Below are 26,193 nucleotides of genomic sequence, written 5' to 3' on the forward strand. Positions count from 1 at the left end.
TTTTTTATTTTGCGCCTTCCAAAGCTTCATGTTCAAAGCGTTCTGCTTCTTTTAAATCTTTATTTGGTTTGTATGGTTTTGCCCAGTAAGAGTAAATCGCGGGAATAACAAACAACGTTAAAATTAAAGAGAACATTGTTCCGCCAACGATAACGGTTCCCATACTCATTCTGCTTTTTGCAGCTGCACCTAAAGCTAAGGCTATTGGCAATGCGCCGATGGCGATGGCTAAACTTGTCATTAAAATCGGGCGTAAGCGTGATACAGCAGCCTCACGAATGGCTTCGGGAATGGGGGTGCCTTTTTCTTTAAGCTGGTTGGCAAATTCCACAATTAAGATTCCGTTTTTAGTTACCAGGCCAATTAACATAATTGTACCAATCTGGCTAAAAATATTCCAGCTCTGGCCACATAACCATAACGATAAAAATGCGCCTGCAACAGCCATTGGTACGGTTAAGATGATAATTACCGGGTCTTTGAAACTTTCAAATTGTGCCGATAGAATTAAATAAACCAATAACAAGGCTAATCCGAAGGCGAAAAAGGTATTCGAAGAGCTTTCCTTGAAATCCCGTGATTCACCGCTTAAATCGGTCGAAAAGCTTTCATCTAAAACTTTAGCGGCTATTTGGTCCATCGCATCGATTCCTTCGCCTATACTTTTTCCCGGAGCCAAACCTGCCGAAACCGTTGCAGATATAAAACGGTTATTGCGATACAATTGTGGCGGGCTGCTTTCTTCTTTAGCGGTAACCACATTGTCAAGCTGAACCAACGTGCCGTTATCGCTTCGAACGTAAACGGAACTTAAATCTAAAGGGTCTTTTCTGTCTGTTCTGTCAAACTGCCCGATAACCTGGTATTGTTTTCCATTCATGAAAAAGTAGGAGAAACGCTGGCCACTTAACCCCAGGTTTAAAGTCTGTGCAATCGCAGAAATTGAAACACCCAGGTTTTTTGCCTTATCTCTATCGATAGTTAAATTGATCTCCGGCTTATTGAATTTTAAATTTACGTCGGAAACTGTAAATGTTGGGTCTTTACTTACTGCGTCCATAAAAAGAGGAACCTTTTCACGAAGTTTCTCAAAATTTTGTGCCTGAATGATATAGCTAATTGGCAATCCGCCCCGGCGGCCCACAGAAATTGTTGGTTGCTGGTTCACAATGGTTTTACCCTCACTGTATCTTTTGGTGATTTTAGTCAGCATATCGGCAATTTCTTTCTGAGAGCGTTCCCGGTCTTCCGGATTTACCAAGCCCATCCTAACAAAACCTGAGTTTGTTGAACCGGCACCACCAAATCCGGGAGATGTGATGGTAATGTTTACATTCTTTTCAGGTACCGAATCAATGACCATCTGGTTAATCTTCATGATGAACTTATCTGTGTAAGTAAATGAAGAACCTTCGGGTGTGGTTACATTTATGTTAATGGCACTTCTATCATCATAAGGGGCTGTTTCCTTTGGTAATATTTTCCAAAACAAGAAAATCATCCCCATACAAACCAGAATAATCGGAACAGACAGCCATCTTTTATCAAGAAATTTATTCAGGTTCGATTCGTACGAATCATTTAGTTTAACAAAATATGGTTCGGTCCAGTTGTAAAATCTGGAGGGTTTATGCCCGCCCTTTTTCATTAAATAGGCATTAAGCATTGGTGTTAAGGTTAGGGATACAAATGCCGAAACCAATACTGCAGCGCCAATTACAACGCCAAATTCCCTGAACAGGCGACCTACAAATCCCTGTAAAAAGATTACCGGAAGAAATACGGCTGCCAGCGTGATTGAAATTGAAATTACAGCAAAGAAAATCTCATTCGAACCTTTAATCGCAGCCTCAAACGGCGACATGCCTTCTTCTACCTTTTTAAAAATGTTTTCTGTTACTACGATACCATCATCAACCACCAAACCGGTTGCAAGCACAATGGCGAGTAAGCTCAGTACGTTAATGGAGAAACCAAAAGCGTACATAATAAAGAAAGTGAAGATTAAGGATACCGGTATATCGATCAGCGGCCGGAAAGCAATTGCCCAGTCCCTGAAAAAGAGGTAAATAATCAGGATAACCAAAACCAGCGAGAGACCAATGGTTTCAGCTACTTCGGTAACGGAACGTTTAATAAAAAGCGTTGTATCTAAAGCTACTTTTAATTTTATATCCTGCGGAATATCTGCCTTTAGCTTATCAAAGCGTTTATAAAATTCTTTGCTGATGTCTAAATAATTGGCGCCGGGTTGAGGAATAATGGCCACGGCAACCATTGGTTTGCCCGATTCCCGTAAAATGGTTTCTTCATTTTCAGGTCCTAAAACGGCATAACCAACATCTTTCAGTTTAACAACCTGGTTGCTATCTGTTTTTAGGATAAGGTTATTAAACTGTGTTTCATCGGTTAATTTTCCTAAAGTTTTAACGGTTAATTCTGTTGTAGCGCCTGTAATTTTACCAGATGGCAACTCTACGTTTTCATTATCCAGTGCGGTTACAATATCCTGGGCAGTTAAGCCATAAGCACTCAGTTTATTCGGATCCATCCAGATGCGCATGGCGTATTTCCGTTGCCCCTGAATCTGAACACTACTTACACCAGGAATGGTTTGAATCCTGTCTGCGATAACATTTTCAGCAAAATCACTAAGTTCCAGGGTGTTTTTTTTATCACTCTGAATGGTCATAGATAAAATCGCATCCGAATTTGCATCTGCTTTACTTACAATCGGTAATCCGTCAATATCCCTCGGTAGCGTTCTTGCTGCCTGCGAAACTTTATCGCGAACATCATTTGTGGCTTCCTCAATATTTTTATCCAGGTTAAACTCTATGGTGATGTTACTCGTTCCCTGGTTACTTGATGATGAAATATTTCTAATCCCATCAATTGAGTTAATGGATTTTTCCAGCGGCTCTGTAATCTGCGATTCAATAATATCGGAGTTAGCGCCGGGGTAGGAAGTTCTTACAGAAACAACCGTAGGGTCGATGGACGGATATTCACGTACACCCAAGAAGTTATAGCCAATTATCCCGAAAAGGACAATCAGCAGGTTCATAACGATGGCAAGAACCGGCCTTTTTATGCTCGTGGTGGAGATACTCATAATGATTGTTTAACCAGATGAACCTTAACAGGCGCATCTTTTTTTAAAGCCATTGAACCTGTTGTTAAAACGGTATCTCCGGCTTTTAATCCGGAGGTAATCACAATGTTTTCATCCGTACGGGTACCCGCTTCTACCTTAACCTCCTGTGCTTTCCCGTCTTTTTGCACATAAACGATTTTTCCTTTCAGCACCGGGATTACCGCTTCATTTGGAATCAGAATGGCATCTTGCAGGGTATTAAGTGCCAGTTTAATTTTTGCGAAAGAACCTGGTAGCAAAGCATTATCAGCATTTGGCGCCAGTGCTCGTAATTGTAAGGTTCTTGTTGTCGCATTAATGCCTGGTTCTATTGCATAAACTTTACCTGTATTTTGTTTAGATGAGCCATCGGTTGTAAATGAAACTTCGGAACCAATTTTAATCTGCCCCGCATATTTTTCCGGAACTGAAAAAGTAATTTTAACGGGATTTGTACTAACCAGGTTTGCAATAACCGTTGCAGGGGTTAAATAGGTTCCTGCTGAAATATTACGCAGGCCAATTTTACCACTGAATGGGGCACGTATGGTTGTTTTGGCCAGCTGCGCCCTGATTAAATTGGTTTGCGATTGAAACGACTTTAAATCTGCAAGTGCGGTATCATATTCTTCCTGACTGATTGCGCCTTTAGCCAGCAACTGTTTTGCCCTGTTCTCGTTTGTGCCCGATAGCTTTTGTTTGGTTAATGCATCCTGCAATTGCGCCTGGATATCCCTGTCGTTAACCTTAACCAAAACACTGCCCTTAGAAACATTCGACCCTTCTTTAAAATAAATGCCCGTTACCAGGCCCGAAACTTCACTTTTCAGCACAACGGATTCATTTGCCTCAATTGCTCCGGTAATTTCCAAATCCGTATCAAATTGGGCTAATTTTACCACTATACCATCAACCGCTATTGCCGGCGCAGATTTTCCATCTTTTCCACCTTTACCATCTTTTCCCTGCCCGGCAGATGCACCTCCTTTGCCTTCCAGTTTTTTGTTTGCATTAATTCGGTAATAAATCAGGTAAGCAAGCCCTAAAGCTAAAACAATGTAAATAATATATCTTTTCTTCATTTGTAATGTGTAGGTTTCTTTAGAAACATCAATATTCTAAAAAAGCTTGTAAAAATATTCAATTAGTTTAATCATAAATTTGTTGTATTAAGGATGTTACTAAATTAGGTTAGTAGTTAGTGAGCCGAAGCCTGTATACATTTTACCGATACCAGTTTTAAATGATAATGCTTTTAAGGGGGTTTCTTCGGGACTTGTTCGGGAAACGTTGCTGAAAGTGGGGTTTAAAGGCCGATTTCCCGAAGGAGAGTCGAACAAGAGTCGAACAAAAGGTTAGCCTCTATCCGTCTGCAGGCACCTTTATCCTTGGGGAGAAAGGGTTCGAGAGCGGGGTTTGATTAAGAACGGATTTCCAAAAATCGTCATCCAACGACGGAATTATCGGAGCTCCAACGGTCAAAAACCAATTCGATAATTCCTGTTGAGTAAAATTTATCGTTCAATTCGCATTTAAATTTTGAAGGATGGCCAGAAACTATAAATTTGTGGCAAAACACACTTATATGTTTATTAAAAAATCGATTTTAAGTTTAGTTGCATTACTAACATTTATTATGGCAGCGAAGGCGCAGGTAAAAATAGGTTTCGAGGTTTCCTTTAAAGAACCTCAGGCACATTATGCAGAAGTGCAGATGAACATTTCAGGTCTGGTTAAAGATTATGTAGATGTTAAAATGCCAGTATGGACGCCAGGTTCTTACCTGGTTCGCGAATTTGAAAAAAGTGTTGAAGGATTTACCGCTTCAGCTTCCGGCAAAACATTAAAAGTAGAAAAAGTCAGAAAAAATAGCTGGAGGGTTTATTCAGCTAAGGCAAAGGACATCAAAATAAATTATCGTGTTTATGCCTTCGAAATTTCTGTTCGTACGGCCTTTATCGATGAATCGCACGCATTTTTATCGCCAACCGGAATTTTTATGCATCCCGCAGGCATGATAAAATCGCCAAGTACGGTAAAAATTATCCCATTTAAATCCTGGAGTAAAGTTTCTACGGGTTTAACACCTGTAACAGGACAACAATTCACCTATACTGCGCCGGATTTCGATTGGCTGTACGACAGCCCGATTGAAGTTGGTAACCAGGATATCTTTGAATTTATGGCCGCCGGTGTTCGCCACGAAGTTGCCATGTATGGTGGCGGCAACTATGATAAGGAAAGATTAAAAGTTGACATGGCTAAAATTGTAGAACAGGAAACTGCAGTTTATGGCGAAAATCCGAATAAATACTATTTATTTATTGTACACAATTACGCCCGTGGCGGCGGCGGTTTAGAACATTTAAATTCTACAACCTTAGGTGCTACAAGAGATGCATATAAAACCGAAAAAGGGTATAAAGGTTTCTTAAGTCTGGTGGCTCACGAATATCACCACCTTTGGAATGTTAAACGTTTGCGTCCTGTTGCTTTGGGCCCGTTTGATTATGATAATGAAAACTATACAACCAACCTTTGGGTAGCAGAAGGCTTTACTTCTTATTATGAAAATAAATATATTTTAAGAGCAGGCTTTGATGATCCAAATGGTTTTGTTAACGGATTGGCAGGTGGAATTGCCACTGTTTTAAACACACCAGGCGCAAAAGTGCAGTCGGCCGCCGCCTCCAGTTACGATGCCTGGATTATTGGTTACCGTCCTAACGAAAACTCGAAAAACAATTCCATATCTTATTATAACAAAGGAGAAGTTATTGGTATTTTAATGGATTTGGAAATCATCAATGCAACAAAGGGTGCTAAAAGTTTAGATGATGTGATGAAAGCCATGTACTTGCAGTGCAAAACTTTAAAACGTGGTTATACAGACGCCGAATTTAAAGCAATGGTCGAAAAAATATCAGGAATTAGTTTTACTAACTTTTGGACTAAATATGTAAATGGTGTTGATGATGCCGAATATGTAAAATATTTTGGATATGCAGGTGTGAAGGTATCAACGGAAAACGCGACGCCCGATAAACCGGTTACAGGTGCAGCAGCACAGTTAACCAACGATGGATTGGCGATAACGTCTACAACAAGGGGTTCCGCTGCATGGGACGCAGGTTTAAATGTAAATGATGTAATTGTTTCGCTTGATGATGTAACCGTAAGCGATGCAATCAGCACATTGAGACTTCGTGCGCCCCAGGTTTCATTAGAATCTTTACCTGTTGTTGCCGGCAAGAAAATCGGCGATGTTTTAAAACTAAAAGTGAAACGCGATGGAATTGATAAAGAAATCGCCTTGACCCTAAAAGCAAACCCAAGTGTTCGCTTGAAAGCTACAATCGATGAAAATGCCACCGCAGCACAGAAAACCGTGCTTAAAAAATGGATGGGTATTTAATAAATATTAAAATTTATAAAGCAAAAAATCCTGTTCGAATTTCGAACAGGATTTTTTATTTAAGCTTTGCGTTTCGTTTTACGCTTTTAGCCTAAAAAGTATATCTAAAGCCCAGGCCAAACCTTCCGGCATTGAAATCACTATCATTACTTCCGATATAAAGTCTTGGTCTCCAGTCTAAAGCAATTGCTAAGGGTGCCCCGTTAAACTTGTAATCTAAACCAGCCATTGGTACCAGATAGAAACTTGAACCACCATCATACAACTGAATTGAAGGACCACCACCAGCATAAAAATCTAAGCCTGTAGCACCTTTAATTGGTGTATTGTATTGAAGAAAACCTTGGATAATTGTCGAATTTCCACCAAATAAAACTTCCGCTTGTACAGCGCCTTTTCTGCTGAAATGGTGTCTTAAAGATGGACCAACAAGTGTTGCGCCATCGCCGAAATCAAGTCCTAAACCAACGCCTGTTTTATAATTTTGTGCTTTAACTTCAGTTGTACTTAAAGCAAATAAGGCTGCGCATCCAAAAATAGTAAAAAGTAATTTTTTCATAATCTAAATATTTAATTAATGTTTTTTAATTATTAATCAGCCTAACAACTTTAATGCCGTTTATGTTTTTCAGGTAAAAATTCAAATGTATAAAAACAATGCTTGCATAGTAATTTTCTAATTGCTAAGTTTATTCTAAATATTTTATACGGATTCAAATCCGGTATTTATACCGGGTAAAATTTTCGATAAAAAATGTAGAGGTGTTACATCTTTATGTTTGATTTTTTAACTTAACCAAATATTAATAATTATATGGCTGCAGCAATTACACGGGTTTTCGATCTTTTAAAATATAGCCTTGAGCAACCTCAGCAAGAATTTATCAATGGTAAAATTAAAGGTAAGTGGCTAAATTACAGTACGGAAGCGTTTTGTGAAGCCGTCGATAATTTAAGTCGTGGTTTGGTTAAACAAGGCATCAATAAAGCAGGCCGCGTTGCGGTTATGTCTCATAACCGGCCGGAATGGAACATTGCAGATTTTGCGGCCAATCAAATTGGTGCCTATCAGATTCCGCTTTACCCAACACTTGCCGACCATGATATTCAGTTTATATTAAAAGATGCTGAAGTTTCAGTTGTATTTGTGGCTGATGAGGAGTTGTATAAAAAGATAAAGCCAAATGCTGAAGCCGTTAATCCGGATATAAAAATATATACTTTTAATGATGTTGAAGGTGCCGAAAACTGGACATCATTAATTGAGGATGGGAAAAAAAGTACTGAAATCAATCTTGATGAATATCGTGAAAAAATAGGACCCGAAGATATTTTAACTTTAATATATACGTCGGGTACAACCGGAACGCCTAAAGGAGTAATGTTAACACATCAGAACCTGGTTGCCAACTTCGAAAACTCAGCGGTGGTTATGCCGGAAGGGGTTAAAAAAGGATTAAGCTTTCTGCCACTGTCTCACATTTTCGAACGTATGATTATCTATCTGTATTTGTTTAACCGTACGGCAGTTTATTATGCAGAAAGTATGGAAACAATTGTTGCGGATATTCAGCAGGTAAAGCCTAATGCATTTTCTACGGTTCCCCGCTTGCTGGAAAAGGTTTACGATAAAATCATGGAAAAAGGCAAAGCTTTAACCGGTTTTAAAAAGGGGATCTTTTTTTGGTCGGTTGCTTTGGCCGAACAATATACAATAGAGGCAGGTGCATGGTATAAATTTAAGTTAGGCATTGCCCGCAAACTGGTCTTTAAAAAATGGCAGGAAGCTTTGGGTGGAGAAATTATTGTCATTGTTTCGGGTGGTGCAGCATTGAACCCCAGATTGGCCAGAATTTTCTGGGCGGCAGGTATGCCTGTTTTTGAAGGTTATGGTTTAACAGAAACTTCTCCTGTAATTACGGTAAATCATTTTGGCGGAACCATGTTTGGCTCTGTTGGAGAAGTGATAAAAGGTGTTGAAGTTAAAATCGCGCAAGACGGTGAAGTTTTAACCCGCGGACACCAGGTGATGAAAGGCTACTACAATCGCCCGGATTTAACAGATGAAGCCATTGATAAAGATGGCTGGTTCCATACCGGTGATATTGGTGAATTGGTTGATAACCGGTTTTTGAGAATTACCGATCGTAAGAAGGAAATGTTTAAAACTGCCGGTGGAAAATATATTGCGCCCCAAATGCTCGAAAATAAATACAAAGAATCTATTTTTATAGAGCAAATAATGGTTTTAGGTGAAAACAAAAAGTTTCCTTCAGCCCTAATTGTACCTAATTTTGAAACCCTGAAAACCTGGGCTGGCAGAAAAGGTATTGCGTTTACGACGAATGAGGAAATAATTAAGAACGAACAGGTTTTAGCTAAATATAATGAGGTAGTTGAGGCGGCAGGCACAGGTTTTGGTAAGTGGGAACAAGTTAAAAGGTTTGCCCTTTTACCAAAAGAATGGAGTATCGATGGTGGCGAACTTACCCCAAAATTAAGTTTGAAAAGAAAGGTTATTACCGAAAAAAATAACAGTATAATTGAAAAAATATATAAAGATGCAGAAGATTACAAAGCACCAAACTAGTGTTTCTTTTTTAGGCTATTTTTTAATAGCTGTAGTCTTAATGTCTGGCTGTGTGAGTGGCCAGCTTGGTAAAAATAATAGTGGCGAATATAAAAACGGGATGGTGGTTTCCGCACATCCCGAAGCTTCGGAAGTTGGTATAGCAATTTTAAAAAAGGGCGGTAATGCGGTTGATGCTGCGGTAGCTGTACAGTTTGCACTGGCGGTCGTATACCCGAATGCAGGTAACCTTGGCGGCGGTGGTTTTATGGTTTACCGTTCAGCAAAGGGAGAAATAAATGCTTTAGATTTCAGGGAGAAAGCGGCTGCATCCGCAAGCAGAGATATGTATCTAGATTCTGTTGGTAATCCGATAGTAAATAAAAGCTTGTATGGGCATTTGGCTGCTGGCGTTCCGGGTTCGGTTGACGGAATGGTTGAAGCACATAAAAAATATGGTAAATTAAGTTGGGCTGAAGTTGTTCAGCCTGCTGTCGATTTATCTCAAAATGGGTTCAGGATAACTAAAAGGCAGGCTTCTGAATTAAATGGTTTGCACCGCGATTTAATGAAATTTAATCCGGATGGAACGGCTTTTATCAATTTGGAAAGTACCTGGAAAGAAAACGATTTACTGGTTCAGAAAGAATTGGCCAATACTTTAAAATTGGTTCAGGAAAAAGGCAGGGCCGGTTTTTATGAGGGCGCTGTTGCGGATTCTATTGTTGCTGAAATGCAAAAAGGAAAAGGGTTAATTACCAAAACTGATTTACAAAATTATCATGCTGCATGGCGTAAGCCCATAACAGGAACCTATCGGGGTTATAAAATTATTACGATGCCACCAACTTCAAGTGGAGGTATTGCTTTAGTGCAATTGCTGCAAAGCGTAGAACCATATCCGCTCAAGAAGTGGGGCTATAATAAAGATTCTACCGTTCAGGTTATTGTAGAAGCAGAAAGGCGGGTTTATGCAGATAGGGCAACCCATTTAGGCGATCCGGATTTTTACGCTGTTCCAAAAAATGAACTTTTAGACAGACAATACAATAAGCAACGCATGGCCAGTTTTACCTGGGATGCCGCAACGCCAAGCAGTGCTGTTTTAGCCGGAAATGTAAAAGGGAAAGAACATGAAGAAACCACACACTTTTCTATCGTAGATAAGGAAGGTAATGCAGTTTCGATAACAACTACATTGAATGGATCTTATGGGTCGTTAGTTGTGGTTAAGGGGGGCGGATTTCTCTTGAATAATGAAATGGACGATTTTTCTGTTAAACCGGGGGCGCCTAACATGTATGGCCTGGTTGGCGGAGAAGCAAATGCCATTGCACCAAATAAGCGGATGCTCAGTTCTATGACGCCAAGCATCTTAGAAAAAGATGGGAAACTATTTATGGTTGTCGGTACACCCGGAGGCTCTACGATTATAACGTCTGTTTTTCAAACCATTATAAATGTTATCGATTTTGAAATGCCTATGCAATCTGCTGTTGCCGCTAAAAAATTCCATCATCAATGGTTGCCCGATGAAGTATATGTAGAAAAGGATGCTTTGGATAGTTTAACAACAGCGAAATTAAAGGCAAAAGGATACAAAATTCAGGCTCGTGGTGCAATAGGGAGGGTTGATGCGATTTTGAAAACGAAGTGGGGAGCCTACCAGGGTGGGGCCGATCCACGTGGCGATGATAAGGCAGTTGGTTATTAATTGTTAGTAAGTTTAAAAATATTTTTTCGAAAAACTCTTTTTGGTATGACAGTTGTAATAAAGTGGCAACGCTTATTAACGTTAAACTTAAAAAATATGAAATCAAATTTATTTAAATCACTTCCGGTAATACTTGCCGGATTATTCGCAGGTACTGCTGCAATGGCTCAGGAACCTGCTTCAACAGCAACTCCATTCAGAACCTGGTCAATCGGAGTTAACGCCGGTGTTTTAACACCACTTTCTCCATTAGGCGGTAAAAACGATTTTAGTAATAATAAATCGTCTTTAGGTTATGGTCTTTACATTAAAAAACAATTTACCCCATACTTCTCTTTACGTTTAGACGGTGTTAGAGGTAAATTAAAAGGGGATAATGCAGAAGCCTATGAAAGCGGTCTTGTAAACAATTCTCCTGTAAGAGCTTTTGATACAGAATTACAATACTCCGGAACCTTAAACGCCGTTGTTAATTTATTTAACATCGATATGTTTAAAAAAGAAAATGTGTTGCAATTGTATACTTCGGTAGGTGCTGGTTTAGCAGGTTACAAACCAACAATTACCACTGCTGCAGGTACATCATTATATGCAGGTGATAAAACCATTAGTGAATTAATCATTCCTGTTGGTTTAGGTGCTAAATTCAAAATCTCTGATGGTGTTAATTTTGACTTAGGCTGGACCATCACTTATGTTGACGGAGACAACCTTGACGGTTACTACAGAGGGTCTAATGATAAATATAACTATGCCTATGCAGGTTTAGAATTTGCGATAGGCAAAGGAAAACAATTGGCTTTCCACAATCCGGTTGCGGCAACTTATGATGAAGCTTTAGCTGCTAAAAATGCGGCAAATGCATTAAAAGGTGATTTAGATGCACAGAAAGCTGAAAATGCAAGATTACGTTCTGATTTAAACAGCTTGTTAACAGATACAGATGGCGATGGTGTTGCAGATAAATTAGATAAATGCCCTGGTACACCTTCAGCTACTGTAGTAGATGGTGCTGGTTGTCCTTTAAAAACGCCTGAAAAAGTAGTAGAGAAAGTAGTTGTTACTGAAGAAGATCGTAAAGTTGTTGCAGAGGCTATTAAAAATCTTGAATTCGATTTAAATAAAGCAACTATTCGTTCTAAATCTTTTGCTTCTCTAAACAGAGTTGCGGCACTATTGGTTCAGAAAAACTTTAGCTTAAAATTAGCTGGCCATACGGACAATACAGGTTCTGATGCTTTAAACTTACGTTTATCTAAAGCCAGAGCGGAATCAGTAAAAGCTTACTTAGTTTCTCAGGGCGCGAATGCTTCGCGTATTGAAGCGACAGGTTATGGTGAAGCTCAACCGATTGCAACAAATAAAACTGCTGCCGGTCGTCAGAAAAACCGTCGTGTAGAGTTCACATTATACTAGTTAATTATAAAATATTAGTTGAAAGCCTCCGATTTTAATCGGGGGCTTTTTTTGGTTAAGTTCTTATTGTGTTTTTGATGTTATTATTTTATAGCAAGGCGACTGTCACAAAAAGCAATAACTATATTAGTAGCAGGCACCTAAACTTATATGCTATTTAACATCTTTGAATAAAAAATGTGGTTGTGTTGAAACCAAATACGCCTAATCTGTAGGACTATTTAACCTAAAATAGATGATAATTATCAAATATTTCTTTCAAATAGGGTATTTTTACGGTTAAGCGAATTGATTTGATGTGTATTTTTGTTTAAACCTTAGCTGTTATGAAGAATCAGATCTATTTGCAGGCATTACAGGATCTTGTAATGCGGATAGAAACACTTAAAACTTATGAGCCAAAAAATATTGAAAATATTTTAGATGTTTTAAGAAGTTCTCCGCAATTACAGACACCAAAAATTAAACTGATCCTAAAAGATTTACCGACAAAGAAAAACTGGATAAATCTGAAATATAATATCATCGATGATTTGGTCTTAAAAATAGGTGATTTTATAGATTAATTTACCGTTTAAAAGTTTTTGATATCTTTCGACCAGCTAGTAGCTTTACGGGTAAGGTTTGCGTTAATAAGTCCGACGGATAGTTGTTTGAAGCCTGACATTTCAAAATTTTCCAGCTTATCTTGCGGATTAAAAATGGTTATCCCACTCTCAATGGCCACGGGATGAATTAAGAAATCATAACAGTCAATTAAATCAAGCCTGTTAAGTCCGGAAACCAGGCTACTACTCCCCAGAATTATAATTTCTTCACCTTCACTGTTTTTTAATTTTAAGATTTCTTCCTGCAAATCGCCATAAAGAAAAGAAGTATTAAACCAGTTATTTTCGGATAACGTATTTGATTTTACAACTTTCTTAGCTGCATTTAAAATTTCAGCGAGCAGTAAATCTTCTTTTGAAACATTCAGCTTACTGGTCAACACTGGCCAATAAGCTGAAAATGCCACGTAAGTGTTTTTGCCAAGTAAGATAGTGTCTGTGCGAGCCAGCCTATCAATTAAATGTTCAAGAAGGTCGCTATTCCAATAGCGCAGGTGCCAGTCAAGGTTTCCGTCGCTGGCTGCAACGAAACCATTATTGGTGATATTTAAATAGGCAACCAGCTTTCTCATTGCTCAAGTGCAAATAGCTTACGAACAGCTTGGTTTCGCAGGTATAATCCTAACCAAATAAGTACGCCAAAAGCAAGTGCAAAGTAAACAGGCTGGCCTGCACGGTTCATTATGGCAACAGCGCCGCCAAGGTATCCGGTAAGTGAGATAGCACCAATAACTGATGTTTTTGGAATTAAATATAAAATTGTACACAAAAATAATGTTATGCCAATACCTGTAATGGTGTTCTCGGGAATGCCAAGTGTCATACACGCACTAATTGTATGCGCTTCCCGGATAATTTTGCCTACGGCATCAAATAGTAAGAAAGCAATACAAATGCTGCTTATTATACGGCCTGTCCACAATGCTGGTTTCGTAACGCTGGTTTTTTTTTGCTGAGTTGTAATTAATGTTTCCATGCTTTATTTTTAAGTTATTTTATAAGGAGGTTTTTAAAAAGTCGCCGATTATAGGTTGGAGTAATTGGTATTGATCAACCATACTTACATGTGTTGTTCCTGGCAATATGGCCAGTCGTAGGTTAGGTGTTTGATATAAATCTCCCGAGCTGCCGCCACCCAAAAGCCTGAACATTTCTATTTGATGTTCACCTTTGCTCATATCCGAATCGCCAAAAATAAGTAGGGCAGGCGCTTTTATGCTTTTAATTTGTTCGCTGGTGAAGCCTTTCCAGTTGCCCATTAAACTGTAAATTCCTGAAACCAGCTTTGTCCAGCCGGCGGTGTCTGGCGAAACCTTCAGGTAATTTTCTTTCCAAACAGAATGATTTAAATCAGTTTGCGCTTTTGGTTTAAGATTAGAAGGATTTTGCATGTTCATTCCGGCAGGACTGTAAGCAACGGATTCGAGCACGAGGTGGCCAATGAGCTGAGGCTGACTGATGGCGATTTCCAATGCTACCCCACCACCCATGCTGTACCCAATAAAGTCAGCTTTCGGAATACCGAGTGTATTCATCAGGGCAATTACATCTGCGGCCATATTCTGATAACTGAAAGGCCTGGCAATATTATTGGTATGGCCATGGCCCTGAAGTTCAATGCCAATAACCAGGTGGCTTTTTGCAAGTGTTGGAATGAGTTTACCGAAGTCTTTTTCGATGGTAGAAAAAGCGCCATGTAATAAAATCAGTGGCGTTCCTTTACCGGCGGTGAAGTAATACATCTTCATCCCGTTGATGTTTGCATAATTATCGCCGGGTGTTTTTTTAAACGCATTAACGATAGGCGTTGGGTTGGCTTTGCAAGGGAAAGCGAACAGACAAGCCATCAGGAGAATATTTGAAACTAGGTTTTTAATATATTTCATCTTTTTATTTATTGGATTAACTTCAGTAAAGGTAGTTCGGTTCGGTTGGTGTTCGTGAGGTGTAATTATGACCTGTTTGAGGGTTAATGCGACTTTGGTTAATAAAGCTGTATAAATTGTATCAGCCTTATTGCATGGGCTATTGTTTCAATAAAAACTATTTGATTAAATTTGATAAAGCCCGGCCGGCTACCCCCGCAATTATGAAACATGTATCCATTTTAGTCCCGATTGAAGCAGTGCCTTCAGCTATTGTTGATCCCCGTTATATGTTTACGGCGGTAAACCAGTTTTTAATTAACAGCGGTAAGGCGCCGGCGTTCGAAATTCAACTCGTTGGCCTTAGTGCACAGGTGCAGCTTAACAGTGGCGCGTTTGCTGTTAATACGGATATATTGATTTCGGATTTAAAGAAAACCGATCTCATTATCATCCCTGCTTTATCCGGTGATATGGCAGGTATGGTCGAACTCAATCAACCTTTTGTTCCATGGATAATTGATCAATATGAAAAAGGGGCTGAAGTCGCTTCGCTTTGTTTGGGTGCTTTTCTACTTGCCTCAACCGGGTTGCTCAACGGGCGTTCCTGTTCAACCCACTGGCTTTCTGCTAACGAATTTCGCTCCATGTTTCCTGATGTTTCGCTATCAGATGGAACGATTATTACAGAGATAGATGGTTTGTATTCAAGTGGGGGAGCAAGTTCTTACTGGAATCTTTTGCTTCATATTATAGAAAAATATGCCGGACGAGAATTATCCATTATGGCTGCCAAATTTTTTGCAATTGAAATCGATCGCCAGAGCCAGTCGCCATTTATTATGTTTAACGGGCAGAAGAAACATGAAGATGAGCCGGTTAAACGTGCCCAGGAATTTATTGAGCAAAATTATAAGGAAAAGCTTTCTGTTGAGGAACTGGCCGATCGATTCGCAATCGGAAGAAGACATTTTGAAAGAAGATTTAAAAAAGCAACCAACAATACGCCTTCAGAATATATCCAGCGGGTAAAGGTAGAAGCAGCAAAAAAGCAGCTTGAAAATTCTTCTAAAAATGTAAACGAAGTCATGTACGATGTCGGTTACCTGGACAGTAAATCGTTCAGGGCTGTATTTAAAAAATTTACAGGCCTTTCGCCTGCAGATTACAAGCAGAAGTATAACCGTCAGGCAGCGGCAGCTTAATTATAGAAGGTGTTCTTTGAAACGACTTCCGCGGTAATACTATGAAAAGTCCGTTAAATTTGTTTAGTTCGAAATTAAACAGTTTACGTTTGTATGAAGAACTGGTATGCTATTTTATGCGTAAATATCAATGTATCAAGGTTAGATTTTATCTCCTTGTAAGGATATGTCATATTTAACGACTAAATGCTATGAAAAGATTACAAATATTAAGCGTATTGTTTATAGGACTGGCGTTGAGTTCTTGTGCTCAGGATAAAAATTCAAATAAAAACGCATTTTCGAGAGACATCAAAAAATACCCGCAAGCTAAAACAGCCGCCTATTGGAAAAAGGTGCTCTCTGCACAAACATATGATATTATGGTAAACAGCGGAACAGAAACGCCTTACCAAAATCCATACTGGAATAATCATAGAAAAGGTATTTATGTAAGTGCCGCTACAGGCAAGCCTTTATTCAGTTCTGATACTAAATTTGAATCCGGAACGGGCTGGCCAAGTTTTTTCAAACCAATTGACCAAAAAGCCATTAAAATTGTTCGCGACACATCAGATGGAATGGTAAGAGATGAAGTTGTTGAAGCCAGCACTGGTTTGCATCTTGGGCACGTATTTGATGATGGGCCAAAGCCAACCGGAAAAAGGTATTGTATGAATTCTTACGCATTAAAGTTTATTCCGGCTAAATAAGAAATTTATGGAAAAGTATAAATTATGGCTTGTTGCATTAATCTTTCTGGGCTCGTGTACTAATGGTCAAACCCGAAAAAATGAAAATGCCTTTGCCGAGCTGCCTGCTCCAAAGGTAAATGAAAAAGTTGCAACTTTTGCCGGCGGCTGTTTCTGGGCTTTGGCAGAAGGAATGAGCGAACTTAAAGGAGTTGACAAGGTTGTTGCAGGTTATGCCGGCGGAACGGTAAAAAATCCGACTTATGAAGAAGTTTGTTCAGATAATACCGGTCATGCCGAATCTGTTCAGGTTTATTATGACCCTGCTGTAATTAGTTATGCACAACTTGCAGAAGCATTTTTTTATGCACACGACCCGACTACATTGAACAGGCAAGGTCCGGATGAGGGTAAAGATTATCGTTCAATTGCATTTTACAGAGATGCCGAAGAAAAGCGAAGCCTTGAAGAAGTTATCGCAAAAGTAAATGCAGGCAAGCATTACGAAAATAAAATTGTAACGCAGGTTTTGCCGTTCAAGGTTATTTATCCGGCTGAAAAATACCACCAGAATTACTATAAATTAAATCCCGGAAGCGGCTATATTCAAAATGTTTCGGTACCGAAGGTTATGAAACTCCGGAAGAGTATGGCTGCACTCCTAAAACCGGAGTTCAAAAAATAACAGGATGTGGTTAACTTTTAATCGTTATGTAGGTCTTCGAAAAAGCGAAGACCTCTTTAATTCATAACAAAAAATATTTGTCCTTCAATCGACTTCGCCCAGTGCGAGCTAACTCAGGATAATATTTCATTTTATGAGAATAGTTTCTTTTAATTATAAACCCGAATAATAATCATAACCCTGCTCTGCCCAGTAATCTCGTGGCCGGCTGTTACTGAAAGACATTACGCCAATTCTCTTCAGGTTTTTGATGCCATATTTAACCGGTATAATCAACCTTAACGGTGCACCATGATTGATGGTAATCGGCTGGCCATTCATTTCGTAAGCCAGAATGGTTTGAGGATGCAATACACTATCTCTTTCCAGGCCAACATAGTATTCCCCATTTGGTGTTTTAAGTCCCATGTAGTTTTTTTCTGCAAGTGTTTCGAGCTTAAAATGCGACAAGAAATCGCTTAGCTTAACGCCGCCCCAGTGTTGAATCTGGTCCCAGCCTTCCACACATTTAAAATCGAATACGATTTCCGTTTTGGGTAAGGCCTTAATCTCCTCAATACCGATATGTAACGACTGCAAAACACCGGTTTTAACCTCAAGTTTCCAGTTTTTCTCATTGAAATCTTCATCATCTTCAATACCAATCAGGCTATTAACACGAACCGTTTTTGCAGCCCTTTCTTTTGGATAGGTTTTAACTGTATGGTTGTTGCTGAAAAAATTGCGGAAGAAAAGTTCTGTCTTATTCAATGCCCTTCTTAATGGTGCTCTTGCTCCCCCGGTAATACCCGCAGTTTCTTCAGGTGCATCGAGCAGCCATTTCCAGCCTGCAACTGCACCACCCCCCAAGGCGAAAAAAGCACCAAAAGAAATAAAATTCCGGCGTTTTATTTTCTGTTCAATTGTAAGCGGTGCTTTAACTTTTTTCTTATTCGGCTGTTCCATTTTCAATTGTTTTTTTTGCTTTAATTTTTGGCTCACTTTCTACCACCTCAAAGCCCGATATAACCGAACGGAAATTATTCCAGCCGGCAAGTGCTACCTGAACAATGTGTATCAGAAAGAAAAGTACATAACCGATGGTCAGGGTAAAATGGATTATCCTTGCGAAATGATAGCCACCACAAAGCCAGCATATCCAGTAAAACTGAACAGGTTTGTAAATGGCAAGTCCTGTTATCACCGAGCCGGCACCCATCAATATAATTGCGGTATATGCGATTCGTTGTGCAGCATTATATTTCTTTTGCGGAGGAACAGTTTTTCGGATGTGTAAATCGTGCAGTAAAACGAGCCACGCCTCCTTAAATGAATGTTTTTGAGGAATAAGTTCCCGCCAGGCGCCCGAAAAAATGGTATAAATTATATAAAGGAGGCCATTGATAAAAAAGAACCACATAAACAGAAAATGAAAGGCCATACCTTCGGCCAGGCGCTGGGGAATATGGAAGTAATTATAAAACCACTCCGGAAAGAATTTAATTAATGTAATGCCAAATATGGAAATGCCATAAGCATCATTTGCCCAGTAAATAAATAAGCCGCTCCAAATCATTACCGCCAGTACCGGGAAATTTACCCAATGGGTCCAGCGCATAAGAAAAGCGTGTTTTTCCTTTATTTCTTTCATCTGATTTTATAATATTAATGATTAACCAGGTAATTTGAACGGGCGTTTCGCGGCTGCGGTTATTTTTCCCGTCTTAACGTTTTGCAGGAATGCGATAAGCTCGGAATCATTTTTTATTTTGTCTGAAGCTAAATTTACGACTCCCTTTTCTTTCCTGTTGAGGTTAAAAGTTTCAAAGCTGCTTACTATTTGAATATGTGATAGTGTTTTACCTTTATTTTCACCCCGTTCAATTTTATTCGTTGCATTTGGGATAACAATTGCGACAACAAGGTTCTCTGATTGTATCTGCTGGCTGGTTTGATAGCTTAGCGAAATATTTCCATCGGTTTGCTTTTCAATGGCAATTTCCAAACCATTGGAAGCGGTTTGTACTAAAGCATGCTGCAGTGCATTTCTAAGGGTTTTTTCTTGTGAACCAATAAACTCCTGCGTTCCATTCACAACAATTTGAGGTGTGTAAACACTATTAAGATGCAACCAATTTGCATACTGGTTTTGCCTTTGCGAAAACCTGGCACTACTAAAACTGTCTTTCCAGCCCAGCCTATCCCAATAATCGACATGATAAGCCAATATATAAACCGGTTTTTCTTTGCTTTCTTTTGCTATCCTTGCAATTAGTGCGTCAGCAGGCGGGCAACTTGAACAACCTTCGGAGGTGAACAGTTCTACCACGGCAAAACCATTTTGTGGTGGTTGATGTGGCGTTAAAGTAAAAGCTAAACTTATCGTAGAAATTGCGATAAGTACAAATGCTATTTTTTTAACCATGACATTAATTTTAAAAATTAGTCGCAGGCTTTGATTATTCCTTACAAAAAAATAAATAAAATGTAAGGAATCTGAATTATGACGACTAATTAGGTTAAGCACTATATTTATACAATGTACGTAAAAAGATGAATGAAGAAAAAAACGGTTTGGGAATAAGTAAACAACTTCATAGCGACCCGGTGAGCTGGGTTGAAAAATATGCTGATGACCTTTACCGCTTTGCCATTTCAAGATTGAGAGATGAAGAAGTGGCAAAAGACCTGGTGCAGGATACTTTTCTTGCTGCTTTAAGTCAGTTAAGTCGCTTCGAAGGAAACAGTAGCGAAAAAACCTGGCTGGCCGCAATATTAAAAAATAAGATTTCAGATTTTTACAGGAAGCAGGCCTCAAGGGGTTTAAATGAAATCAGACAATCTGAAACAGTGCAGCAGGATTTCTTCGATTTAGAAAACGGACACTGGAATGCGCTACATGCGCCGGGCGTATTTGGTCTAGAAATTAATAATCCTTTGTTAACAAAAGAATTGAGCGGTATTTTAACCGCTTGCTTAAAGAAACTACCGCCGCTATGGTATTCGGTATTTTCAATGAAACATATGGATGATCTGCAATCGGAGAAAATTTGCATGGAACTTAAACTTACAGACTCGAATTTCTGGGTGATTATGCACCGTACAAAACTTAACCTGAGGGCTTGCCTTCAAAAATACCTGAAATGATATGACAAGCGCACTAAAAAAGATAATTTATAACTGCAAACAGGCGACTTTTCTTATTGAGAAAAAAAACTCAGGGAAAATTACCGTAGCAGAGGCTTTACAATTGCAGATACACCTTGCAGGCTGTGCTGTTTGCAGGACTTACCAGCAGCAAAGTTTACTCATAAATCGTTTGTTCACCGGTTTTCAAACAAAGGATTTAAAGCTTGATGAGGATTTTAAAGCCGGTTTAAAGCGTAGAATTGAAAAGGAAATAAATAAAAATTGATTTTATTGTAAGGTGTTACGAAATGCTGCGACTAAGAGGGAAACAAAAACACAATAACATGAAAAATCAATTCTTAAAATCGGCAGGTAAAGTTTTTATTATGGCTTTGGTTGCTTTAAGCCTTTCGATGCCAACATTCGCAAACAGTCTTCAGCAGGAAAAAGAAAAAATGTCCAAAATGAAACCGGATAAGATGGGCAAGAAGAAAATGGATAAGATGGAGAAAAGCAAAATGTCAAAAATGAAAGCAGATTCGACAAAAAAAGCTAAAATGGAGCAATCTAAAATGTCTAAAAGTAAAATGTAAAAAAAAGGCAGGGGAGGGTAATTCTTCCCTGCCAAATTTTAATTATGATCATGAAAAGAATTATACTATTTTTTGCGCTGTTCATCGCCTTGGCTTCAAATGCCAATGCTCAAAAAGGTTTAGCTGCCGGCGCTAATGCCCCGGCTTTCAGTGGGGTAGATCAGAACGGTAAAAAAATTACATTGAAGGGTTTACTAAAAGAACATAAATCGGTTGTACTCTTTTTTTACCGCGGCCAATGGTGCCCATATTGCAATAAACATATTAAAGAACTGCAGGATTCATTGCAATTACTTACCGGTAAGGATGCTTATGTTATCGGGGTTACGCCAGAAACGAGCGATAACATTGCAAAAACGATAAAGAAAACAAGCGCAGGCTGCTCCATTATCCAGGATAAGGACGATGCCATCATGAAAGCCTATGGGGTTAACTTTACCATGGATGATGCTACTTTTACAAAATATAAAGGCTATGGTATTGATTTGGAAGCAAATAATGGCAATACCCGCCGTACCCTTCCGGTGCCTGCAACTTATATCATCGATCGTTCAGGTAAGATAAAGTTTATGCATTTTGATCCGAATTATCAGAAAAGAGCTTCTGTCAAAACGTTACTTGCCGAACTCTAAGGCCAATTTTGACGGTTCAACGGAATAATTAACATTACATCAATATGTATTCACCTTTCACTAAAAGGATGAAATGGTCTACTTTTTTTAAACAGCAAAAGAATCAGCAATATTAAAATTGCTGCAGCTGACAGGCATCTTTTTTTTTCGAATTGTTATTTTATCTGTTATAATGTAAATTCAACCTGGTTCATTTTTGATTATTACCCTGGGATTTTTAAACTATTTTAGTTTAAGCTCAATTGCAGCAAACATTTTAAGGGTATTTCGGTTTGGCATAATGTATTTATAAAAAACATTACCGAAGCTTAAACCATGAGGAAAATCCCTGTTTTAATTATTATCTTACTGTTTTCAAAAAACCTTCAAGCACAACTGAATTTTGAACAGTTAATCAGGTCGGGGCCTGCAGATGCAGAAAAACTTGTGGATGCTTATACCAAGCCCTTATTGTATGGCTTCGGTCTTGGTATGAACAGCGGCTGGACCAATACTGCAGAAACACTCGACCCCTTGCATTTTGACTTAAGAGTGATGGCTACCGGCTCGCTGGTTCCATCTTCAAAGCAATTTTTTGATGTTACCCAGATAGGCCTTTCAACAAATCTAAGGCCATCAGACCCCACCCGTGTTCTGAGTCCTACCTTTACAGGCGACACAAAAAATAACGGACCCTGGATGGATTTATTCGATGGCAATAATAACAAACTCATTAGCTTTGAATTACCTAGCGCAGTAATTCGAAATGTTATCCCCACGCCCCAGCTTCAGCTTACCGCCGGTTTCTTTGCCAATACCGAGATTATGGTAAGGGCGGCACCTAAAATAAAGTTAGGTTCGCGTTTTGGTTCTGTTTCCTTATTTGGTTTTGGCTTTAAGTACAACCTGGTCAGGGATTTTGTTCTGAAAAACATAAAAAACACGCCATTTGACCTGTCTGTATTGGTTGGCTACTACAACTTAAAGTATAGCTTGGCTTTAAATCTGCAACCCATGGATGGGATGATACCGGAAGATCCCAGCCAGGTTGCGGATTTCTCTACACAGGAATTGTATGCCAGTTTTAATAATTACCTGTTTCAGGCAACAATCTCAAAGCAGTTCTCTTTTTTCACCCCATTCGTTTCTGCGGGTTATAGTGTATCCGGAGCAAAAATCGGTTTGAGCGGCAATTTTCCTGTAGTAAATAGTATCAAGGATGACCAATTAGCGTATATCACCTATTCAGACCCTTTTCAGATTAAACAGACTTTTTTAAAAACTTTCAGGGGCGACGTTGGGTTTCAGGTGAAGCTGCCTGTTGTTCGTATATATGGAGCTTATGGGTTTTCAGGTGGTTATGGAATGTTAAGTGCCGGTATAGGCTTGGGCATTTAATTAAAGGAGTAACAGGCAATTGTTATATTTGATCTATGTTTAACCTCTGTTTTAACGCAATTATATCAAGTTTCATAAAATTAACCGGCTTAAGTAAATTCCGGTCAAGGTAGAATGATAATGCCTTAATTTCTGATCGGATGAAGTATTATGATGTTACTTTTTTAATTATATTAGCTTTAAAAACGACTCCTTAGCTCAGTTGGTAGAGCAACAGACTCTTAATCTGTGGGTCCAGGGTTCGAACCCCTGAGGGGTCACAAAAATCTTTTTGCACGTTAGTTGTAAAATTTAACTCTTTAGCTCAGTTGGTAGCGCAATAGACCTCTTACTTTTTAATAACATTTAGCACGACAGTTCCTTTATAAAAAGCGTAAAACCAGTTGTTCCCATTCTTGTTCTAAAGATAATTCAGGACGTGTTAATTTCGCTTTCCGGTACCAGTAATCCGCATTCCAGATATCGCCTTCCTTACGATGAAGGTAAGCATGTACATTAGCTGAAGATGTATCATTTAAATGATCAACTTGTTCGTGCGCTTTATGCCAGTCGCCTTTGCCATCGTACCAGAGTGCTTTTAATTGTGCAGACAGGCTGCTTTCGGGATTGTCTGATTTTAAAGATGCTTTAAAAAGTTCTAAAGTCATTATTCGGGATTTTATGATGCAATAACAAATTTACGATAAAGAGCCTGTATAAATTTATCTAATAATTTGTTTCTGCTTCTTTTTTCAGCAGCTTTTATAGTTTCAATGGTCTTCAAGCTTGCTTCGCAGGTCGGCTACAACATCGTTGAATATTTCGAGATAGGCTTGCTATCAAATGATGCTCGCCGCAAAAGGTAAAATTATCATCAATGTTGATAAAGGTAATGACCACCTAAAGCTGGTTTTTAAAATTTTGCAGTAAACAGGCACGCTGAATCAGGCAATTGTTAATGTATCATCCAGCCGATTTTCGACACAGATACGTTGAAGAACCTGAATACAATTCTGCAAATTGCACAAAAACAGGTAATTTGGTTAAACAGTTTGTGGCCATCCTTAAATGGCGGCCATGATGATGACCGGGCCGTTGAAGAAAATCAAAAACAGGAAAGCTGGGGCTGGTTAATCGCTAAGCAGCCATCAATTTTACAAAGCGACAGACCTGCCGATTTATTGATTTATCTTAAACACAAAGGATTCCACCGGAGTTAATGCCAGAAATAAATTTATAAAAGCACAATCTAAGGGTTGTGCTTTTTTATTTGCCCTAAACAGCATGCTATTTTAAGATAGCCTGTAATAACTGTATGCATAAAAAGGTTGAAAATTAATATTTAGTGATTAACTTAACTTTAACTTAACATGCACCTTCTTTCTTTGTCCAGTATTTTATTTATAAGGCCATATAAATGATAAAGCACATCTGTATCTGTTTGATCTTTTTTATCAGTGTTTTGAATGCAACTGCTCAGGATGAAAAATTGGGCGAATTCCCTGATAATAAAGCTAATAAACCAATTGAATCGCTCATCGCCTTAAAAAAAATATATGCACAAGCCATTGAAAATAATGACGGGTTCCTGGAGGGGCAATGTTTACAACAAATGGGCAAAGTATGTTACAGGCAGGGACATTTCAGGCAATCTTTAGAATTCTTCTTAAAGGCTGATAAATTATTCACGGTTAACAATAAACCCTTGTCGCTCGCCGCTAATCTTGTTGATATTGGCGTGTTGTATTATTATATGAAGCAGCCTGATAAAGCGAGGAATAGCTATGGTTCTGCGCTTGGCATATATAAAAAGTTAAATAACGCAAAAGGACAGGCAACTATTTTCGGCTATATCGGTCAGCTTTACGAAAAGCGCCAACAATATGACAGCGCATTTTACTATCAGAAACTGGCATTAAAGATAAATGAGCAGAGTAACGATAAAAGTAATTCGGCAAAAATTTATGAGAATATTGGCAGCATCTACGAAGATTTGGAAAAGTATGATTTAGCGACCCTGAATTTCAGAAAATCGCTTAAGCTATATCAATCCGCCCATAATGAACTTGGTAGTATCGAAGTGCTCAACAACCTGGGGGATATTTTGCGCAAAACCGGAAAATACGGTGAAAGTATCATCCAAACAAAAGAGGCTATGAAACTGGCTGGTAAGATGGGCAATATGTATCAATTGGCTGCTTGTTGCAGAGATTTGGGTAAGGCCTACGAATTGCTGAATCAAATGGACAGTGCCTATCATTATGTTACCCTGGGTTACAAGTATACAATTGATTTATACTCTGAAGACGGCGCAAGGCAGGTTGCTTTTTTACAGGTGCTATACGACATTAATAAAAAATCTGATGAAATAAATAAGTTGCAGAACGACAAAAAAATCAATAGAATTATTGCATTTTCCGCGACGATAGTTGTTATTTTATTGGTTATTGTAGGCTTCGGTATATTCAGCCGGCAACGCTTTAAATTAAGAAATCAGCAGCAGCTGGCCAAACAAAAGGCTATTGAGCATGATTTGACAAGCCTTGAACTCAAAAATCTTCAGTTGGAAGAACAAAACCTGAAGCAGCTGCTGGAAGTTAGAAGCCGTGAACTTTCTACGCATACCTTAAACCTGATTAAACATAACCAGTTTCTCGAAAACCTCAGAAGTACTTTACAGGCCATGGTAAAGGATGATAAGCGTGACCAGAAAAAACAAATGAATCAAATCCTGGCAGAAATTAATCAAAGCTTTAACCACGAACGCAACTGGAAAGAATTTACGCTTGCTTTTGAGCAGGTACACCACCAGTTTCTGGAGAACCTTAAAAAATTCAGTAATGAACTTACTTCTGCCGATATGCGCCTGATTGCCTTATTAAAAATGAACTTAGAGTCGAGCGATATTTCTACTTTATTGGGCATCTCAACAGATAGCTTAAGGGTATCCAGATACAGGCTGCGAAAAAAGCTAAATCTGGCACAAGGTGAAAATTTATCCGTTTTTATTCAGGGACTGTAAGCGTTACATTAATAACTAAAAATTACTGTTTTTGCCACTTTTTTACGACTTAACAATTTGTTAATGTAACGTTAATAAAAGCATAACGGCGCTTTTAATATTAATTAATGAATTGATAAACAGGTATTTAATTATTGTTGTTGCCTTTTCATATATGCGTTTTGTAACGGTGTTGCCTTTATGTAACCCCAATAATTT

General features: G+C 38.7%; 25 protein-coding genes and 1 tRNA gene. 16 read left to right on the forward strand and 10 right to left on the reverse strand.

Features of this window, described 5'->3' with window-relative positions:
• Positions 1-4: 4 nt before the first annotated feature.
• Both O0931_RS18930 and O0931_RS18935 read right to left on the reverse strand, forming a co-directional pair.
• Positions 5-3,115 carry an efflux RND transporter permease subunit gene (locus O0931_RS18930; protein WP_269417057.1) on the reverse strand — a complete coding sequence of 1,037 codons (3,111 nt, stop codon included), beginning with the start codon at positions 3,113-3,115 and terminating at the stop codon, positions 5-7.
• Complete coding sequence (locus tag O0931_RS18935; protein WP_269417058.1) at positions 3,112-4,218, reverse strand: efflux RND transporter periplasmic adaptor subunit; 1,107 nt, start codon at positions 4,216-4,218, stop codon at positions 3,112-3,114. Before O0931_RS18935 ends, O0931_RS18930 begins: the two co-directional genes overlap by 4 nt.
• 464 nt (positions 4,219-4,682) lie before the next feature.
• Here O0931_RS18935 and O0931_RS18940 point away from each other — a divergent pair, with 464 nt between their 5' ends.
• On the forward strand, positions 4,683-6,551 hold the full coding sequence (locus tag O0931_RS18940) for a M61 family metallopeptidase (RefSeq protein ID WP_269417059.1): 1,869 nt from the start codon (positions 4,683-4,685) through the stop codon (positions 6,549-6,551).
• Positions 6,552-6,642: 91 nt separating this feature from the next.
• Here the strand turns inward: O0931_RS18940 and O0931_RS18945 are convergent, their stop codons facing one another.
• Positions 6,643-7,110, reverse strand: a complete 468-nt coding sequence (locus O0931_RS18945) for a hypothetical protein (RefSeq protein WP_269417060.1) — start codon at positions 7,108-7,110, stop codon at positions 6,643-6,645.
• 255 nt (positions 7,111-7,365) lie between these two features.
• Between O0931_RS18945 and O0931_RS18950 the strand changes: the two genes are divergently transcribed.
• The 4 genes from O0931_RS18950 to O0931_RS18965 all read left to right on the forward strand — a co-directional run bounded on the left by O0931_RS18950 (position 7,366) and on the right by O0931_RS18965 (position 12,816).
• The gene (locus O0931_RS18950) at positions 7,366-9,141 is read left to right on the forward strand and encodes an AMP-dependent synthetase/ligase (protein ID WP_269417061.1); all 1,776 of its coding nucleotides are present in this window, start codon (positions 7,366-7,368) and stop codon (positions 9,139-9,141) included.
• Positions 9,113-10,834 (forward strand): gamma-glutamyltransferase, encoded by a 1,722-nt coding sequence (ggt, locus tag O0931_RS18955; RefSeq protein ID WP_428982699.1) that lies wholly within the window; start codon positions 9,113-9,115, stop codon positions 10,832-10,834. The genes O0931_RS18950 and ggt overlap by 29 nt, the downstream gene beginning before the upstream one ends.
• Positions 10,835-10,930: 96 nt before the next feature.
• On the forward strand, positions 10,931-12,250 hold the full coding sequence (locus tag O0931_RS18960) for an OmpA family protein (RefSeq protein WP_269417062.1): 1,320 nt from the start codon (positions 10,931-10,933) through the stop codon (positions 12,248-12,250).
• A 326-nt stretch (positions 12,251-12,576) separates the two neighbouring features.
• Complete coding sequence (locus tag O0931_RS18965) at positions 12,577-12,816, forward strand: hypothetical protein (RefSeq protein ID WP_269417063.1); 240 nt, start codon at positions 12,577-12,579, stop codon at positions 12,814-12,816.
• 8 nt (positions 12,817-12,824) lie between these two features.
• On the opposite strand, the gene O0931_RS18970 is transcribed toward O0931_RS18965, so the two are convergent.
• Genes O0931_RS18970 through O0931_RS18980 form a run of 3 tightly spaced genes read right to left on the reverse strand, consistent with a single transcriptional unit; the run spans position 12,825 to position 14,744 of the window.
• A complete protein-coding gene (locus O0931_RS18970; protein WP_269417064.1) occupies positions 12,825-13,430 on the reverse strand; it encodes a dihydrofolate reductase family protein in 606 nt (201 codons plus the stop codon).
• Positions 13,427-13,834 carry a DoxX family protein gene (locus O0931_RS18975; RefSeq protein ID WP_269417065.1) on the reverse strand — a complete coding sequence of 136 codons (408 nt, stop codon included), beginning with the start codon at positions 13,832-13,834 and terminating at the stop codon, positions 13,427-13,429. The genes O0931_RS18970 and O0931_RS18975 overlap by 4 nt, the downstream gene beginning before the upstream one ends.
• 19 nt (positions 13,835-13,853) lie before the next feature.
• Positions 13,854-14,744, reverse strand: coding sequence for an alpha/beta fold hydrolase (locus tag O0931_RS18980; protein WP_269417066.1), 891 nt, complete (start codon positions 14,742-14,744; stop codon positions 13,854-13,856).
• Positions 14,745-14,947: 203 nt separating this feature from the next.
• On the opposite strand from O0931_RS18980, the gene O0931_RS18985 reads away from it, so the two are divergent.
• The 3 genes from O0931_RS18985 (at position 14,948) to msrA (ending at position 17,284) form a co-directional block, all read left to right on the forward strand.
• The gene (locus O0931_RS18985) at positions 14,948-15,928 is read left to right on the forward strand and encodes a GlxA family transcriptional regulator (protein WP_269417067.1); all 981 of its coding nucleotides are present in this window, start codon (positions 14,948-14,950) and stop codon (positions 15,926-15,928) included.
• Positions 15,929-16,119: 191 nt separating this feature from the next.
• Positions 16,120-16,620 (forward strand): peptide-methionine (R)-S-oxide reductase MsrB, encoded by a 501-nt coding sequence (gene msrB, locus O0931_RS18990; RefSeq protein WP_269417068.1) that lies wholly within the window; start codon positions 16,120-16,122, stop codon positions 16,618-16,620.
• Positions 16,621-16,627: 7 nt separating this feature from the next.
• Positions 16,628-17,284 carry a peptide-methionine (S)-S-oxide reductase MsrA gene (gene msrA / locus O0931_RS18995; RefSeq protein ID WP_269417069.1) on the forward strand — a complete coding sequence of 219 codons (657 nt, stop codon included), beginning with the start codon at positions 16,628-16,630 and terminating at the stop codon, positions 17,282-17,284.
• Between the two features lie 153 nt (positions 17,285-17,437).
• Here the strand turns inward: msrA and O0931_RS19000 are convergent, their stop codons facing one another.
• Genes O0931_RS19000 through O0931_RS19010 form a run of 3 tightly spaced genes read right to left on the reverse strand, consistent with a single transcriptional unit; the run spans position 17,438 to position 19,688 of the window.
• Positions 17,438-18,229, reverse strand: a complete 792-nt coding sequence (locus O0931_RS19000; protein WP_269417070.1) for a molybdopterin-dependent oxidoreductase — start codon at positions 18,227-18,229, stop codon at positions 17,438-17,440.
• Entirely contained in the window at positions 18,213-18,914 is a 702-nt protein-coding gene (locus O0931_RS19005) for a cytochrome b/b6 domain-containing protein (RefSeq protein ID WP_269417071.1), read from the reverse strand. Before O0931_RS19005 ends, O0931_RS19000 begins: the two co-directional genes overlap by 17 nt.
• 21 nt (positions 18,915-18,935) lie before the next feature.
• The gene (locus tag O0931_RS19010) at positions 18,936-19,688 is read right to left on the reverse strand and encodes a DUF1223 domain-containing protein (RefSeq protein WP_269417072.1); all 753 of its coding nucleotides are present in this window, start codon (positions 19,686-19,688) and stop codon (positions 18,936-18,938) included.
• 128 nt (positions 19,689-19,816) lie between these two features.
• Between O0931_RS19010 and O0931_RS19015 the strand changes: the two genes are divergently transcribed.
• The 6 genes from O0931_RS19015 to O0931_RS19040 all read left to right on the forward strand — a co-directional run bounded on the left by O0931_RS19015 (position 19,817) and on the right by O0931_RS19040 (position 23,254).
• Entirely contained in the window at positions 19,817-20,410 is a 594-nt protein-coding gene (locus O0931_RS19015) for a sigma-70 family RNA polymerase sigma factor (protein WP_269417073.1), read from the forward strand.
• A 1-nt stretch (position 20,411) separates the two neighbouring features.
• The gene (locus O0931_RS19020) at positions 20,412-20,678 is read left to right on the forward strand and encodes a hypothetical protein (RefSeq protein WP_269417074.1); all 267 of its coding nucleotides are present in this window, start codon (positions 20,412-20,414) and stop codon (positions 20,676-20,678) included.
• 58 nt (positions 20,679-20,736) lie between these two features.
• A complete protein-coding gene (locus tag O0931_RS19025; RefSeq protein ID WP_269417075.1) occupies positions 20,737-20,985 on the forward strand; it encodes a hypothetical protein in 249 nt (82 codons plus the stop codon).
• A gap of 50 nt (positions 20,986-21,035) precedes the next feature.
• Entirely contained in the window at positions 21,036-21,617 is a 582-nt protein-coding gene (locus tag O0931_RS19030; RefSeq protein ID WP_269417076.1) for a peroxiredoxin-like family protein, read from the forward strand.
• 315 nt (positions 21,618-21,932) lie between these two features.
• Positions 21,933-22,994 carry a DUF6588 family protein gene (locus tag O0931_RS19035; RefSeq protein ID WP_269417077.1) on the forward strand — a complete coding sequence of 354 codons (1,062 nt, stop codon included), beginning with the start codon at positions 21,933-21,935 and terminating at the stop codon, positions 22,992-22,994.
• Positions 22,995-23,181: 187 nt separating this feature from the next.
• Positions 23,182-23,254: transfer RNA gene (locus O0931_RS19040), tRNA-Lys, on the forward strand.
• A 102-nt stretch (positions 23,255-23,356) separates the two neighbouring features.
• Here O0931_RS19040 and O0931_RS19045 read toward each other — a convergent pair.
• Positions 23,357-23,641, reverse strand: coding sequence for a hypothetical protein (locus O0931_RS19045; protein WP_269417078.1), 285 nt, complete (start codon positions 23,639-23,641; stop codon positions 23,357-23,359).
• A gap of 306 nt (positions 23,642-23,947) precedes the next feature.
• Here O0931_RS19045 and O0931_RS19050 point away from each other — a divergent pair, with 306 nt between their 5' ends.
• Both O0931_RS19050 and O0931_RS19055 read left to right on the forward strand, forming a co-directional pair.
• The gene (locus O0931_RS19050) at positions 23,948-24,193 is read left to right on the forward strand and encodes a hypothetical protein (protein WP_269417131.1); all 246 of its coding nucleotides are present in this window, start codon (positions 23,948-23,950) and stop codon (positions 24,191-24,193) included.
• 197 nt (positions 24,194-24,390) lie between these two features.
• Entirely contained in the window at positions 24,391-25,995 is a 1,605-nt protein-coding gene (locus O0931_RS19055) for a tetratricopeptide repeat protein (RefSeq protein ID WP_269417079.1), read from the forward strand.
• Positions 25,996-26,193: the final 198 nt, after the last annotated feature.

It is taken from the genome of Pedobacter rhodius (assembly GCF_027213645.1).
In the GTDB taxonomy this organism is placed as follows: domain Bacteria; phylum Bacteroidota; class Bacteroidia; order Sphingobacteriales; family Sphingobacteriaceae; genus Pedobacter; species Pedobacter rhodius.